Source organism: Halotalea alkalilenta DSM 17697 (assembly GCF_000621205.1).
Classification (GTDB): domain Bacteria; phylum Pseudomonadota; class Gammaproteobacteria; order Pseudomonadales; family Halomonadaceae; genus Halotalea; species Halotalea alkalilenta.
This window is the reverse complement of sequence record NZ_JHYY01000025.1, coordinates 85300-100243: the sequence shown is the minus strand read 5'-3', so window position 1 is coordinate 100243 and position 14944 is coordinate 85300. Positions and strand designations below refer to the sequence as shown.

The 14944-nt window shown below is 65.4% G+C and carries 12 protein-coding genes; all 12 read left to right on the top strand.

Annotated features, from left to right (window positions below; all coding sequences use genetic code 11):
* Positions 1-1185: a lipid-A-disaccharide synthase gene (lpxB, locus tag Q376_RS0105475; protein ID WP_027349462.1), complete on the top strand. Its 1185-nt coding sequence runs from the start codon at positions 1-3 to the stop codon at positions 1183-1185.
* Positions 1182-1823: a ribonuclease HII gene (rnhB, locus tag Q376_RS0105470; RefSeq protein WP_425402423.1), complete on the top strand. Its 642-nt coding sequence runs from the start codon at positions 1182-1184 to the stop codon at positions 1821-1823. Before lpxB ends, rnhB begins: the two co-directional genes overlap by 4 nt.
* A 108-nt stretch (positions 1824-1931) precedes the next feature.
* Positions 1932-5435, top strand: a complete 3504-nt coding sequence (dnaE, locus tag Q376_RS0105465) for a DNA polymerase III subunit alpha (protein ID WP_027349460.1) — start codon at positions 1932-1934, stop codon at positions 5433-5435.
* A gap of 346 nt (positions 5436-5781) precedes the next feature.
* Positions 5782-6735, top strand: coding sequence for an acetyl-CoA carboxylase carboxyl transferase subunit alpha (accA, locus tag Q376_RS0105460; protein ID WP_027349459.1), 954 nt, complete (start codon positions 5782-5784; stop codon positions 6733-6735).
* A gap of 7 nt (positions 6736-6742) precedes the next feature.
* Positions 6743-8050: a tRNA lysidine(34) synthetase TilS gene (gene tilS, locus Q376_RS21545; protein WP_052364981.1), complete on the top strand. Its 1308-nt coding sequence runs from the start codon at positions 6743-6745 to the stop codon at positions 8048-8050.
* Positions 8051-8628: 578 nt separating this feature from the next.
* The gene (rho, locus tag Q376_RS0105450) at positions 8629-9888 is read left to right on the top strand and encodes a transcription termination factor Rho (protein ID WP_027349458.1); all 1260 of its coding nucleotides are present in this window, start codon (positions 8629-8631) and stop codon (positions 9886-9888) included.
* A 105-nt stretch (positions 9889-9993) separates the two neighbouring features.
* Positions 9994-11466, top strand: a complete 1473-nt coding sequence (gene ubiD, locus Q376_RS0105445) for a 4-hydroxy-3-polyprenylbenzoate decarboxylase (RefSeq protein ID WP_027349457.1) — start codon at positions 9994-9996, stop codon at positions 11464-11466.
* 52 nt (positions 11467-11518) lie between these two features.
* Entirely contained in the window at positions 11519-12283 is a 765-nt protein-coding gene (locus Q376_RS0105440) for an FAD-binding oxidoreductase (protein WP_027349456.1), read from the top strand.
* Positions 12283-12996 (top strand): dihydromonapterin reductase, encoded by a 714-nt coding sequence (folM, locus tag Q376_RS0105435; RefSeq protein WP_027349455.1) that lies wholly within the window; start codon positions 12283-12285, stop codon positions 12994-12996. The genes Q376_RS0105440 and folM overlap by 1 nt, the downstream gene beginning before the upstream one ends.
* Positions 12997-13082: 86 nt before the next feature.
* Entirely contained in the window at positions 13083-13286 is a 204-nt protein-coding gene (locus Q376_RS0105430) for a hypothetical protein (RefSeq protein WP_027349454.1), read from the top strand.
* A gap of 77 nt (positions 13287-13363) precedes the next feature.
* On the top strand, positions 13364-13504 hold the full coding sequence (locus tag Q376_RS24680; RefSeq protein WP_155834163.1) for a hypothetical protein: 141 nt from the start codon (positions 13364-13366) through the stop codon (positions 13502-13504).
* A gap of 305 nt (positions 13505-13809) precedes the next feature.
* The gene (locus Q376_RS21540) at positions 13810-14901 is read left to right on the top strand and encodes a 3-deoxy-7-phosphoheptulonate synthase (RefSeq protein WP_052364980.1); all 1092 of its coding nucleotides are present in this window, start codon (positions 13810-13812) and stop codon (positions 14899-14901) included.
* Positions 14902-14944: the final 43 nt, after the last annotated feature.

Below are 14944 nucleotides of genomic sequence, written 5' to 3'. Positions count from 1 at the left end.
ATGACCCCATCTCCTCGTCCGCTCAAGGTCTTCGTCGTCGCCGGTGAGCTTTCCGGCGACGTGCTGGGCGCGGGGCTTCTGCGTGAGCTGAAGCGACGCTATCCCGAGGCGAGCTTTCGCGGCATCGGTGGTCCACGAATGATCGCCGCAGGGCTCGAAAGCCTGGCGCCACTCGAGCGGCTGTCGGTCATGGGGCTGGTCGAAGTGCTCAAGCACCTGCCCGGGCTGATCCAGCTGCGCCGCATGCTGCGCAAAGAGGCGCTGGAGTGGCGTGCCGACGTGATGATCGGTATCGATGCGCCCGACTTCAATACTGGCCTCGAGCGTCAGCTGCGCGAAGCCGGGATCCGTACCGTGCACTACGTCAGCCCCTCGGTGTGGGCATGGCGCCAGGGCAGGGTCGAAGGTATCCGCCGTGCGGTCGACCTGATGCTCACCTTCCTGCCGTTCGAGGCGGCCTTTTATCGTGAGCACGGCGTGCCCGTACGCTTCATCGGTCATCCGCTGGCCGACGAGCTGCCGCTGGATGACGACGCCCTGGGCGCACGCCGCGCACTGGGGATCGAGCACACCGGCCCGCTGCTGGCGATGCTGCCTGGGTCGCGACACAATGAAGTCAGGCTGATGCTGCCGGTCTATCTCGAGACGCTGGCGCTGCTCAGACAGCGCCAGCCTGCCTTGCGCGCGGTGCTGCCGGCGGCGTCTCCCGCCCGGCGCGCGGAGATCGAGGCCCTGCTCGACGAACCCGCGCGCGAGGCGATCACGCTGATCGATGGCGACGCTGCGCTGGCGATGGTCGCAGCCGATGCGGTGCTGCTCACCTCCGGCACCTCGGCGCTCGAAGCGATGCTCTGCCATCGGCCGATGGTGGTCGCCTACCGGATGGCACCGATCACTCATTGGATCGCCCAGCGGGTGGTCAAGACCGAGTGGATCTCGCTGCCCAACCTGATCGCCCGCGAGACGCTGGTGCCCGAGCTGATCCAGCACGATGCCACTGCGCCGCGGATCGCCGCGTTGCTCGAGCCGCTGTTGACGGATCCCCAGCAGGCGCTGCGCGAACGTTTCGCGCGGATGCACGCCGAGCTCGCCCTGGGGGCGAGCGCGAGCGCCGCCGATGCGGTGGCGGCGCTGGTGGAGAAAGGCCCGCAGGCCTTTGTCGGCGAGCGGGAGGTCGCGCGGTGAGAGAGCAAAAGAGCGGGCCGCGCAAGCTGCGCCCAAGCGAGTATCCGCCGCTCGTGATCGACTATTGCGGCCGCTGGCTCGCCGGCGTTGACGAAGTCGGACGAGGCCCGCTGGTCGGTGATGTGGTCGCCGCCGCGGTGATCCTCGACCCTGAAAGACCGATCGATGGACTCACTGACTCCAAGGCGCTCTCCAGCGTTCGGCGCGAGCTGCTCGATGCCGAAATCAGGCGCGTGGCGCTGGCCTTCGCGATCGGCCGTGCCACGCCCGCCGAGATCGACCAGCTCAACATTTACCACGCCACCCACCTGGCGATGCGCCGCGCGATCGACGCGCTCTCTCCCGCGGCCGAATTCCTCCTGGTCGATGGCAATCGGCTGCCCGGGCATCGGCTGCCCGGCATCGCGGTGGTCAAGGGCGATCTGCGCCACCCGGCGATCAGCGCCGCCTCGATCATCGCCAAGGTCGCACGGGACGCCGAGATGCTCGCGCTCGACCAGCGCTATCCCGGCTATGGATTCGCCCGCCACAAGGGCTACCCGACCCGCGAGCACCTCGAGGCGCTCGAGCGGCTTGGTCCGCTCGATGTCCATCGCCGCTCGTTCGGCCCGGTCAAGCGCCAGCTCGCGCTGTCGTGAATCCTGTCCGCCACCTTGGCACCGTGCGCCGGTGGCACTGAATCGGGCCGGTCGATGCTTTATCATGGTCGATCTTCGAGCCACCTCCATGCCAAAGTCGAGCGAGCCATGACGACGCCTTTCGTACATCTACGCGTGCACAGCGAATACTCCCTGGTCGACGGCCTGGTCAGGCTCAAGGCGCTGACCGCGGCGACCCAGGCGATGGGAGTGCCGGCGCTGGCGGTGACCGACGAGAGCAACCTCTTCGGCCTGGTCAAGTTCTACAAGGCAGCCCAGGGGGCCGGGCTCAAGCCGATCATCGGCGCCGATCTATGGATGCACAACGCACAGGACGAAGAACACCCCTATCGCCTGACCCTGCTGGCGATGAATGGCGACGGCTATCGCCACCTGATCGAGCTGATCTCGCGCGGTTGGCGCGAAGGGCAGGTGAAGGGCAGGGCGATCCTGCACAAGGAGTGGATCTTTGAGGCGTCGGACGGGCTGATCGCGCTCTCAGGGGCACGGGAGGGTGAGATCGGCCGCTTCCTGCTCGCCGACCATGCGCAGACCGCGCGTACCCTGCTCACCGAATGGCAGCGCTTCTTTCCCGATCGCTTCTATCTAGAGCTCCAGCGTACCGGGCGGCAGTACGACGAGGAGTGCCTCCATCTGTCGGTCGAGCTGGCGCTCGAGACCGGTACCCCGGTGGTCGCGACCAACGACGTGCGCTTCATCAAGCGCGAGGAGTTCTGGGCCCACGAGACCCGGGTCTCGATCGGCGAAGGCAAGGCGCTCGAAGATCCTCGCCGCGAGCGGCGCTACACCGAGGAGCAGTACCTCAAGTCGCCCGAGGAGATGGCCGAGCTTTTCGCCGATATCCCCGAGGCGCTGGAGAACAGCGTGATGATCGCCGCGCGCTGCAGCGTCGACGTGCGAATGGGCGAGTACTTCCTGCCGGAGTTCCCGGTGCCCGAGGGCATGACGCTCGAGGCGTTCTTCAGCAAGGTCTCCCACGAGGGGCTCGATCGCAGGCTGTACCAGCTGTTCGACGCCCCATCGGCGATCTACCAGGGGCGCTCGCGTGCGGAGGAGGAGCCGGCCTATCGGGAGCGGCTCGATTTCGAGCTGAAGATCATCAATCAGATGGGCTTCCCCGGCTACTTCCTGATCGTCATGGACTTCATCCAGTGGGCCAAGCGCAACGACGTACCGGTGGGGCCGGGGCGCGGCTCCGGTGCGGGATCGCTGGTCGCCTATTCGCTCGAAATCACCGATCTCGACCCGCTCGAGTACGATCTGCTGTTCGAACGCTTCCTCAACCCTGAACGCGTCTCGATGCCCGACTTCGACGTCGACTTCTGCATGGAGAAGCGCGACAGCGTGATCGACTACGTCGCCGACCGCTACGGACGCGACGCGGTTTCGCAGATCGTCACCTTCGGCACCATGGCGGCCAAGGCGGTGGTGCGTGACGTCGCTCGCGCCCAGGGCAAGCCTTATTCGCTCGGCGACAAGCTCTCCAAGCTGATTCCCTTCGAAGTCGGCATGACCCTGGCCAAGGCGATCGAGCAGGAGCCGGCGCTGAAGGAGTTCGTCGAGAACGACGACGAGGCCGGTGAAATCTGGGAAATGGCGGTCAAGCTCGAGGGGATCACCCGTGGCACCGGCAAGCACGCCGGGGGCGTGGTGATCGCGCCGACCAAGCTGACCGACTTCTCGCCGCTGCTTTGCGACGAGGAGGGCAATGGTCTGGTGGTGCAGTTCGACAAGAACGATGTCGAGGAGGCAGGGCTGGTCAAGTTCGACTTCCTCGGCCTGAGGACGCTTACGATCATCGACTGGGCGCTGGAGATGGTCGATGTGGTGCGCGCCCGCCAGGGCAAGGGCCCGCTCGACATCTCGACCATCCCGCTCGATGACAAGCCGACCTACGACCTGCTCAAGCGCGCCGAGACCACCGCGGTGTTCCAGCTCGAATCGCGCGGGATGAAGGAGCTGATCAAACGGCTGCAGCCCGATTCGCTCGAGGACATGATCGCACTGGTCGCGCTGTTCCGCCCCGGACCCTTGCAGTCGGGGATGGTCGACGACTTCATCAACCGCAAGCATGGCCGCGCGGAACTCGCCTACCCGCACCCCGACTACCAGCACGAATGGCTCAAGCCGGTGCTCGAGCCCACCTACGGCATCATCCTCTACCAGGAACAGGTGATGCAGATCGCGCAGGTACTGGCCGGCTATACCCTCGGGCAGGCGGACATGCTGCGTCGCGCGATGGGCAAGAAGAAGCCCGAGGAGATGGCCAAGCAGCGCCAGGGCTTCCTCGACGGCTGCGCCGCCAACGACATCGACGGCGATCTTGCCGGCAACCTGTTCGACCTGGTGGAGAAGTTCGCCGGCTACGGCTTCAACAAGTCGCACTCGGCGGCCTATGGGTTGGTCTCCTACCAGACCGCTTGGCTCAAGGCCCACTATCCCGCGCCGTTCATGGCGGCGGTGATCTCGACCGAGATGGACAACATCGACAAGGTGGTGCCGCTGATCGAGGAGTGCCGACGGATCGGCCTCACCGTCACCCCGCCGGACGTCAACCTCGGTGCCTACAAGTTCAGCGTCAACGAGGCGGGCGAAGTGGTCTACGGCCTAGGTGCGATCCGCGGGGTCGGTGAGGGTCCGATCGAGGCGATCGTCGCGGCGCGCGAAAGCGGCGGTCCATTCGTCGACCTGTTCGACTTCTGCCAGCGCATCGATGCCAAGCGGCTCAACAAACGCACCCTCGAGGCGCTGATCCGCTCCGGCGCGGTCGATCGCCTCGGCCCTTCGCGCTCGGTGATGATGGCGGCGCTGGAGGATGCGATGAAGGCCGCCTCCCAGAGCCACGCCAACCAGAGCATCGGCATCGACGATATGTTCGGCGAGGCGTTCTCGAGCGACGGCGGCGGGCAGGACAATTTCGCCGCCTACGCCGAAGTGCGCCAATGGACCGACCGCGAGCGGCTCGGCGGCGAGAAGGATACTCTCGGGCTCTATCTCACCGGCCACCCGATCGACGAGTACGAAAGCGAGCTCAAGCGCTTCGTCTCGACCCGGATCAATGAACTCAAGCCTTCGCGCCAGCCCCAGCGGATCGCCGGGCTGGTGGTCGGGATGCGGACGATGAAATCGAAGCGCGGCGAGACCATCGCCTTCATCACCCTCGACGACCGCACCGGGCGCATCGAGGCATCGCTGTTCGGTGAGCTGTTCGACCAGGTGCGCGGCCAGCTCAACGACGCCCAAGTGCTGATCTGCGAGGGCGACGTATCGAGCGACGACTATTCCGGTGGCCTGCGTATGCGGGTCAAGGAGATCACGCCGATGGTCGATGCGCGCAAGCGGTTCGGTGAGGCCGTCGAGGTGGCGGTCGATGGTCAGCGTATCGATGCACAGTTCGCCCGCGCCCTGCGCGAAGGGCTGAGCGCGCATCTCGACGAGCAAGGCCTGCCGGTTCGTCTACGCTATCGTAATGCCGCCGCCAGCGGCGCCTTCGAGCTCGACGAGCGCTGGCGCGTCGCTCCTTGCGACGAGCTGCTGATCAGCCTCGCCGAGGTGCGTGGCCAGCAGGGTGTGCGGCTGTGCTATCGCTGATCACCGCGACGCGGCCTTGCGAGTTGTCGCCACAATGGGATAATGACGCACTTTTGCGCCGACCTTGCGGTGGAGCGTCCCTCGCGTTCGATGCGTTTCACGGTGCTGGTGGCGCGAGCGCGGGTGGGGCAAGGCGGGCCGCGACCTGGATGTTGTACCGCGAAGCAGGCTGCTTGCAGAGGGCCGGTGTCTCACTCGGTACTCCGCCCAGTGCCCGTTCCGGCGACCGCGTACCTGCGAAGGTCCGCTACTCCGGTTGTTCATCTCGGGGTAGTGTTGCATCGCGTTGCCGCGAGCGCCCTTCACCTGCTGCCAGTTCTTCGACAGAGCCTTTCAGACACGCCATATGAACCCGAACTACCTGGACTTCGAACAGCCCATCGCCGAGCTTCAAGCCAAGATCGAAGAGCTGCGGCTGGTCGGCAACGACAGCAAGATCAATCTCAGCGACGAAATCGGCAAGCTCGAGGACAAGAGTCGCAGGCTCACCGAGCAGATCTTCCGCGACCTCACTCCTTGGCAGGTTTCCCAGCTTTCCCGGCACCCCCAGCGGCCCTATACCCTCGACTACCTCGGGGAGGTCTTCACCGAGTTCGACGAACTCCATGGTGATCGCGCCTTCGCCGACGATGCGGCGCTGGTGGGCGGGGTAGCACGCCTCGATGATCGGCCGGTGATGGTGATCGGCCACCAGAAAGGGCGCACGGTGAAGGAGAAGGTGCGGCGCAACTTCGGTATGCCGCGCCCCGAGGGCTATCGAAAGGCGGTGCGGCTGATGGAGATGGCCGAGCGCTTCAAGATGCCGGTGCTGACCTTCATCGACACGCCGGGTGCCTATCCGGGGATCGACGCCGAGGAGCGCGGCCAGAGCGAGGCGATCGCCTACAATCTGGCGGTGATGTCGAGGCTCAAGACCCCGATCATCGCCACCGTGATCGGCGAAGGCGGCTCCGGCGGGGCGCTGGCGATCGGTGTCTGCGACGAATTGATGATGCTGCAGTATTCGACCTATTCGGTGATCTCGCCAGAGGGCTGCGCCTCGATTCTGTGGAAAAGCGCCGACAAGGCTTCCGACGCCGCCCAGGCGATGGGGATCACCGCCAGCCAGCTCAAGGAACTCGGCTTCGTCGACAGCCTGATCGACGAGCCCCTCGGCGGCGCTCACCGCCATCCCCGCGAGACCTGCTCCAGGGTCAAGCAGGCGCTGCTCGAGGGGCTGGAGCGACTCGATGCGCTCGATCTCGATGCCCTGCTCGAGCGCCGCTACCAGCGGTTGATGAGCTACGGCGCGCCGGGCTGATCGTGCCATGGACGGGGCGGATGGCGAGCGTCTGACGCTCGACGCGGCAATGGCCGCCGCCGCCGGAAGCGCGAAGCTCTGGCTCGCGCTCTCCGGCGGACTCGACAGCGTCTGCCTGCTCCATCTCGCCATCGAAGCCCATGCTCGCCGCCGTCTGGCCGGCGAGCCGGTTCCTTCCCTCCACGTCATCCACGTCAATCACCAGCTCCAGGACGATGCTCAGCGCTTCGAGCATTTCTGCCGTGAACTCTGCGCTGCTCTCGAAGTCCCGCTCGAAGTCCGTACCGTCGACTGCCTGGATCACCGCATGGGTCCTGAGGCGGCGGCGCGGGAGGCGCGCTATCGCTGTTTCTGCACCGTGCTGAACGAAGGCGATCGACTCTGGCTCGCCCATCATCGCAACGATCAGGCTGAAACCTTCCTGCTGCGCGCGCTGCGGGGCGCTGGGGTCAGCGGGCTGGGCGGCATACCCGCCGCGCGCAGGCTCGGCCGTGGGCGGCTCGAGCGCCCCTTGCTGGGTATCGGCCGAGATCGACTCGAGCGGCTCGCGCGCGATCGCGGCTGGCGCTGGATCGAGGATACGACCAATCTCGAGCTGCGCTACGCCCGTAACCGCCTGCGCCACACGGTGATTCCCGCGCTCGAGGCGGGATGGCCCGGCGCCGCCGCCCGGCTCGCCGAAGCCGCTGAGCGGCTGGGCGATAGCGCCCGGCTGCTCGAAGCCTTCGCCGCCGAGGACCTGGCCCGCCTTGGCGCAGACCCCAGCCGGCTCGACTGCGCCTCGCTGCTCGCCCTGGGCGAGGCACGAGCGGCGTTGTTGATCCGCCATGCGCTCGGCCGGATCGACGTGCCGTCTCCGCCGCGGGCGCGGCTGCTGGAGCTGCTCGCCCAGCTCGGCGCGGCCGGAGACCGCTCGGTCGAGGTGCGCTGGCCCGGTGGGGTGGCGCGTCGTTGGCGAGGCGCGCTCCATCTCGGCAGCGATGCGCTCGAGCTTGATTGGCCTGCCTGGGTTGCCGCCCGCCTGGAGCAGTGGCGGCCGGTACCCAAGGATGGGCAGCGCGTCGCGCTCGAAGGCGGCAAGCGTTGCGCAGGGGAGCGGCTGAGGATCGGTGGGATGAACCGGCGGCTCAAGACACTGTGCCAGGACAGCGGCGTGCCGCCCTGGGAGCGCGACAGCCTGGTGCTGGTGCGCCGGAGCGGCTCGGAGGCATTGGTCGCGGTGTTGGGCGAGCGGCAGGCCTGGGTGGCGGATGGTTGGCGGCTGGAGGGCGGGGCGTTAGTGGAGGACGAACATCGAGGTGCAAATCGGCGATGATCGAGCCTGAGCGAAATTTTCATCATGCATGCTTGCGTTGTCGCCGGTGCTTGCTTAACATCACGAGGTCCGCCAGCTTCGATACCTCTTCTGGTTACCCTGCGGTTCCAAGAACCTTCCAGACTTTTCTATTCCAACGTGTTTCGAGTACTCCCGTCAGATCTCGTTCGCCGCGCAGGCCTCGGCTGAGTCGCACCTCCTACCGAGGAGTGCATTCGGTGTTCATGACGATCATCATGACGCAGCAATCGATCACGTGAAAAGTACCTGGCCCCACTATCCGACAGACCGGCTGCGTGAGTGCGAGAGACGCTCTTTCCCGTCATGCCGCTCTGCGGTGGTGTCGTAGCGACGAAGGTGGGCTGTACCTGTCGCGATCGCTAGATGCTCCACCGACTCGTGCCCTTGTCCTTCTCCGATGGCGCCTGACCATTACGCGCCCGGCCGATGGGCGTTGCAGGCCGATTGAGCGTTCGCCGTTCGCCAGCTTCATGGCCTGGATTGCTCCGATGGCACGTCGACACCACCATTTTCCTATCTCCCATGCTGACCTGCTCAGCCATTTCTGAACGAAGCCGATGAATCTAACCGAACTCAAGCAAAAGACCGTCCCGGAACTGCTCGAACTCGCTCAGAGCATGAGCATCGACAATGTCGCGCGGTCACGTAAGCAAGACATCATCTTTGCCATCCTCAAGAAGCACGCCAAGAGCGGCGAGGACATCTACGGCGACGGCGTGCTCGAGATCCTCCAGGACGGCTTCGGTTTCCTTCGCAGCGCCGACAGCTCCTACCTTGCCGGTCCTGACGACATCTACGTTTCACCTTCCCAGATCCGCCGCTTCAACCTGCGCAAGGGCGACACCATTTCGGGCAAGATCCGCCCGCCGAAAGAGGGCGAGCGCTATTTCGCCCTGCTCAAGGTCAGCCAGATCAACTTCGATCGCCCCGAGAACGCCAAGCACAAGATCCTGTTCGAGAACCTCACCCCGCTGTTCCCTGACGAGCGGATGGTGATGGAGATCGGCAACGGCTCGACCGAAGACCTGACCTCGCGAATTCTCGATCTGACCGCGCCGATCGGCAAAGGCCAGCGTGGCCTGATCGTCTCGCCGCCCAAGGCGGGCAAGACGATGATGATGCAGAACATCGCCAACGCCTTGGTGCGCAACAACCCCGAGTGCTACCTGATCGTGCTGCTGATCGACGAGCGTCCGGAAGAGGTCACCGAGATGAGCCGCACGGTGCGCGGCGAAGTCGTCGCCTCGACCTTCGACGAGCCGCCCGCCCGCCACGTCCAGGTCGCCGAAATGGTGATCGAGAAGGCCAAGCGCCTGGTCGAGCACAAGAAAGACGTAGTGATCATGCTCGACTCGATCACCCGTCTGGCGCGCGCCTACAACACCGTGGTGCCCTCCTCGGGCAAGGTGCTGACCGGTGGTGTCGACGCCCACGCGCTCGAGAAGCCGAAGCGCTTCTTCGGTGCCGCGCGCAACATCGAGGAGGGGGGCAGCCTGACCATCCTCGCTACCGCGCTGGTCGATACCGGCTCGAAGATGGACGAAGTGATCTTCGAGGAGTTCAAGGGTACCGGCAACATGGAAGCGCATCTCGACCGCAAGCTGGCCGAGAAGCGCGTCTTCCCGGCGATCAACATTCGTCGCTCCGGCACCCGCCGCGAGGACCTGCTCTGCACCGAGGACGAGATGCAGCGGATGTGGATCCTGCGCAAGCTGCTCAACCCGATGGAAGACGTCGCCGCGACCGAGTTCCTCATCGACCGGCTCAAGGACACCAAGACCAACCTGGAGTTCTTCGAGGCGATGAAGCGCCGCTGAACGAGCCTCGCCTCGGCGGCGGTGTCGAACGAGCGAGCGAGAGGGGCGGATGATATGATTCTCCGCCCCTTTTTCTTTCTCGTCGCCCTCATCAAGGAAGGTCACATGCAGTATCGCGATCTGCGCGAATTCATCGAGCGCCTCGAAACGATGGGCGAGCTCAAACGCATCTCCGCGGAAGTCGATCCCTATCTGGAGATCACCGAAATCTGCGATCGCGTATTGCGCGCCGAAGGTCCTGCGCTGCTGTTCGAGAACGTGCGCGGACACGATATGCCGGTGCTCGCCAACCTGTTCGGCACACCCAGGCGCGTCGCCCTGGGCATGGGGCAGGAGGAGGTGAGCAAGCTGCGCGAGATCGGCGAGCTGCTCGCCTATCTGAAGGAGCCGGAGCCGCCCAAAGGATTGCGCGATGCTTGGGAGAAGGCGCCGCTGTTCAAGAAAGTGCTGAGCATGGGCCCCAAGCGCGTGCGCAAGGCGGCCTGCCAGGAGGTGGTGCTCGAAGGCGACGAGGTGGATCTCGACCGGCTGCCGATCCAGCACTGCTGGCCGGGAGACGCGGGGCCGCTGGTGACCTGGCCGCTGGTGGTGACCAAGGGGCCGAACAAGAAACGCCAGAACCTCGGTATCTACCGCCAGCAGAAGATCGGCAAGAACCGGCTGATCATGCGCTGGCTTTCCCACCGCGGCGGTGCGCTCGATTTCCTCGAATGGCGAAAGGCCCATCCCGGCGAGCCCTTCCCGGTGGCGGTGGCGCTCGGCGCCGACCCGGCGACGATCCTCGGCGCGGTGACGCCGGTGCCCGACAGCCTGTCCGAATACGCGTTCGCCGGGCTCTTGCGCGGCAGCAAGACCGAGCTCACGAGCTGCGGGCATGCCGAGCTCGAAGTGCCGGCCTCGGCGGAAATCGTCCTCGAGGGGTTCATCTACCCCGACGACACCGCGCCCGAAGGGCCGTTCGGCGATCACACCGGTTACTACAACGAAGTCGATACCTTCCCGGTGTTCACCGTCACCCGGATCACCCATCGTCGCGACCCGATCTACCATTCGACCTACACCGGGCGTCCACCGGACGAGCCGGCGGTGCTCGGCGTCGCGCTCAATGAGGTGTTCGTGCCGATCCTGCGCAAGCAGTTTCCCGAGATCATCGACTTCTACCTGCCGCCCGAGGGTTGCTCCTATCGGATGGCGGTGGTGTCGATGCGCAAGCAGTATCCAGGCCATGCCAAGCGGGTGATGATGGGAGTGTGGAGCTTCCTGCGCCAGTTCATGTACACCAAGTTCGTGATCGTGGTCGATGAAGACGTCGACACCCGCGACTGGAAGGACGTGATCTGGGCGATCACCACGCGGATGGATCCAGCCCGCGATACCGTGATGATCGAGAACACCCCGATCGACTACCTGGACTTCGCCTCGCCGGTCAGCGGCCTCGGTTCGAAGATGGGGCTCGACGCGACCTCCAAGTGGCCGGGCGAGACCGACCGCGAATGGGGCGTGCCGATCGCGATGGACGAGGCGGTCAAGCGGCGGGTCTCGGAGCGTTGGGCCGAACTGGCTATATTCGAACAGTGAGGAGCGCGCCGTGCCGGGCGGCGCTCCAAGATACCAAGCGAGAGAGAGCACGATGACGTCCACCACCTTGAACTGCCGGATCGAGGCGCTCGAGACCCTCGACGCCAACGTCACGCGGGTGTTCCTGCGCGCTGACCTGCGCGAAGGGCAGGGCGACGTCGCCCATGCGCCTGGGCAATATCTCGAGGTCGCCATCGAGCTCGAGGGCCAGAAGTCCTGGGTGCCGTTCTCGATCGCCAACGCCCATCGAGGCGATGGCCTGCTCGAGCTGCATATCCTGCATGCCGAGGGCAGCCGTAGCGGCGCGGCCCTGGCGCGTCGCCTGCGTCTCGGCGAGAGTCTCGAGGTGCGTCTGCCGATGGGAGAGTGCGTGTTCGATCTCGCCGACCGTCGCCCGCTGCTGCTGATCGCCGCCGGCACCGGTTTCGCCCAGATGAAGGCGATCATCGAGGCCGCGCTCGCCCACGATCCCGATCACGAGATCCATCTATGGTGGGCGGCGCGCACTCGGCCTGAACTCTACCTCGACGACCTGGCCCGGCGTTGGGCACGGGACTACGCCTACTTCAGCTATCACCCGGTGCTCGAGCTGCCGGGCGAGGATGATTTCGATGGGGTGATCGAGCGTATCGACCGGGCGCTGGCCGAGAATATCACCGCGACGCGCCACGCCAGCGTCTACATCTCCGGCTCCCCTGGCATGGTCTACGCTGTGGTCGATACGCTGGAGGCGATCGAGCCGCTCACCGAACGGGTGTTCTCCGACGTATTCAGCTATGCACCGAGGGCGCCGGCCGCCAACGGAGAGCCGCGCTGATGCCCCAGTCACCGATCCTGGTCACCGGCGGCGCCCAGCGGCTCGGGCGCTACTGCGCCGAGCGGCTGCTCGAGGATGGCCATCCGGTGATCATCACCTATCGTCGTCCCAGGGCCGCGGTAGAGGCGCTGCGCGCCCGCGGCGTGATCGCGGTGCAGGCCGATTTCTCGAGCGAGGCAGGTATCCTCGAGTTCATCGAGACGCTCCACTCGCTCACCCCGAGCCTGCGTGCGATCGTCCACAACGCCTCCAGGTGGCAGGCCGATCACAGCGACGCCTCGATGGGCGCGGAGTTCGAGCTGATGTTCCGCGTCCATATGCTCGCTCCCTACCTGATCAACCTGAAGGCTCGTGACCTGCTCGATGCCTGCACCGAGCCGATGCGCGACATCGTCCACATCAGCGACTTTTCCGCCAGCAAAGGTTCGCGGCACCATTCGGCCTACGCCTCGACCAAGGCGGGGATGGAGAACCTGACCCGCTCGTTCGCCGCGCGTTTCGCACCGAGCATCAAGGTCAACTCGATCGCCCCGGCGGCGATCATGCTCAACACCGACGACGACGAGGCCTATGCCGCCTCGCTCAGGGACAAATCGGTACTTGAGGCGATCCCCGGTCCATCGGTGATCTGGGAAGGCCTGCGCTATCTGCTCGACGCTCGCTTCGTCACTGGCAGTACTCTCGCCATTGACGGTGGGCGCAATGTGAAGTAGAACTTCTTCAACTTTTCATCGAGCGATTCGCGCCGGGATGGATGTGGTTCGTTTCTTGCCGTCGTCGGCGACACCGGAGCTTTGACATGAGGCCCTCCCACCTGTTCGCCGGCGCGAGACGCAGCCGGGGTGCCAGTCTGCATCGGGAGCGCCAGCCGTCGTTCACGTTGCACGCCTTCAGGCGAGAGCTGCGCGCGTTCTGCTGGTTGGCTGCCGCACTGCTGGTGATCGGACTGATCAGCGCTCTGCCTGCGCTGTTCATCTGGATCGAGCTGATCCGGCCCGATTGAAGCTCGCCCATTGGGCGAGGTTGCCGATCGGGTAGCGGTGCAGTATCCTGCATTCCATCGATTTCCGGGATTCTCCAATGTCCGCCATCTTCATCGACACTCCAGCCGATCACCACCGCGCCCTGCGTGGTGGTGTCGTCGTGCGCGTCGTCGAGGCGTTCGTTGGCGTTTCCCAGCCAAGCTATTACGGGTATTGGTTTAGCCGCTCGCGCGCCTGAACCCCCAGGCGCGCCCGTAAACGGGACGCCTACCTGAGAATCGCATCACCCCCGGTCAGGCTTCCTGACCGGGGGTTTTTTCGTTTTCGCAGGCCCATGACGGGGCCGCCACGCACCAGGAGTCGCACATGTACACCAACGCCTTTCGATACCGTCACTCATTCTGGCGATTTAGCCATCATCGGTCGGCTCAGTCCGTCGCCTCCGGCCGATCCCTTCTCGGTGGCAAACCGCTCCCGCTTTCATTGCGATCACGAACACCCTGACCACGGGCCACGCTGACAGCGTCCCGACAAGGAAAGATCATGAACTCCAATCTCTCTATTCCCGCCGCGCTTGCCTCCGAGCGCTCGTCACTGCCGCTGCCGAGCGTCGCCGAGCTCAAGGCCCGCTTGCCGCTTGGCCCCACGCTCTCGCGCCGCGTGGCCACCCAGCGCGCAACGCTGCGTCGGATCATCGAGGGCCGCGATGCTCGCCTGATGGTGGTGGTGGGGCCCTGCTCGATCCACGACGACCGCGCGGCTCTCGAATACGCCGAGCGCCTTGCCGACCTGGCTTCGCGTGTCGACGACCAGCTGGTACTGGTGATGCGCGCCTACGTCGAAAAACCGCGCACCACGGTGGGATGGAAGGGACTGCTCTATGATCCGCACCTCGACGGTAGCGACGATATGGCCACCGGTTTGCATTTCTCCCGTTCGCTGATGCGCGAGATTCTGCAGCTGGGCCTGCCCGTCTCGACCGAACTGCTGCACCCGATGGCCGCGGGCTACTTTTCCGATCTGCTCGCCTGGGCGGCGATCGGGGCGCGTACCACCGAGTCGCAGATTCATCGCGAACTGGTCAGCGGGCTCGCGCTTCCGGTTGGTTTCAAGAATGCGACCGACGGTGGTATTGGCGTGGCCTGTGACGCGATCCGCGCTGCTTCCCATCCGCATCATCACTTCGGCATCGACTGCGATGGGCATCCCGCGATGTTGACCAGCGAGGGGAATCCCGACACGCACCTGGTGCTGCGCGGTGGTCGTCATGGGCCCAACTATGATGCGCAGAGCGTTCATGATGCGCGCTTGGCGCTGGAGCGGGCCGGGCTGCCTGCGAGGATCATGGTCGATTGCAGCCACGCCAACAGCGGTAAGGATCCGCTGCGCCAGCCGGCGGTGCTGGCCGAGGTGATCGCCCAGAGGCTGGCGGGCGAGGATAGCCTTCGCGCGGTGATGCTCGAAAGCCACCTGGAATCGGGCGCTCAATCGTTGGATGCGCCGCTGCGCTACGGCGTATCGATCACCGATGGCTGCCTGGGGTGGGATGCGACCGAAGCGGCACTGCTCGAGGCGGCCGAACGGCTGCGCGGCGGTCGGCTGGCCGCCAGGGCTGAATCATTGATGCTGAGTTGAAGTTTAAGCGGTGGGCTCCGAGTGGAGAGCCGACCGGCCCTTT

Coding starts and splice junctions, on each gene's coding strand:
- lpxB (WP_027349462.1), top strand. CDS start 1: ATGACCCCATCTCCTCGTCCGCTCAAGGTCTTCGTCGTCGCCGGTGAG.
- dnaE (WP_027349460.1), top strand. CDS start 1,932: ATGACGACGCCTTTCGTACATCTACGCGTGCACAGCGAATACTCCCTG.
- accA (WP_027349459.1), top strand. CDS start 5,782: ATGAACCCGAACTACCTGGACTTCGAACAGCCCATCGCCGAGCTTCAA.
- tilS (WP_052364981.1), top strand. CDS start 6,743: ATGGACGGGGCGGATGGCGAGCGTCTGACGCTCGACGCGGCAATGGCC.
- rho (WP_027349458.1), top strand. CDS start 8,629: ATGAATCTAACCGAACTCAAGCAAAAGACCGTCCCGGAACTGCTCGAA.
- ubiD (WP_027349457.1), top strand. CDS start 9,994: ATGCAGTATCGCGATCTGCGCGAATTCATCGAGCGCCTCGAAACGATG.
- Q376_RS0105440 (WP_027349456.1), top strand. CDS start 11,519: ATGACGTCCACCACCTTGAACTGCCGGATCGAGGCGCTCGAGACCCTC.
- folM (WP_027349455.1), top strand. CDS start 12,283: ATGCCCCAGTCACCGATCCTGGTCACCGGCGGCGCCCAGCGGCTCGGG.
- Q376_RS0105430 (WP_027349454.1), top strand. CDS start 13,083: ATGAGGCCCTCCCACCTGTTCGCCGGCGCGAGACGCAGCCGGGGTGCC.
- Q376_RS24680 (WP_155834163.1), top strand. CDS start 13,364: ATGTCCGCCATCTTCATCGACACTCCAGCCGATCACCACCGCGCCCTG.
- Q376_RS21540 (WP_052364980.1), top strand. CDS start 13,810: ATGAACTCCAATCTCTCTATTCCCGCCGCGCTTGCCTCCGAGCGCTCG.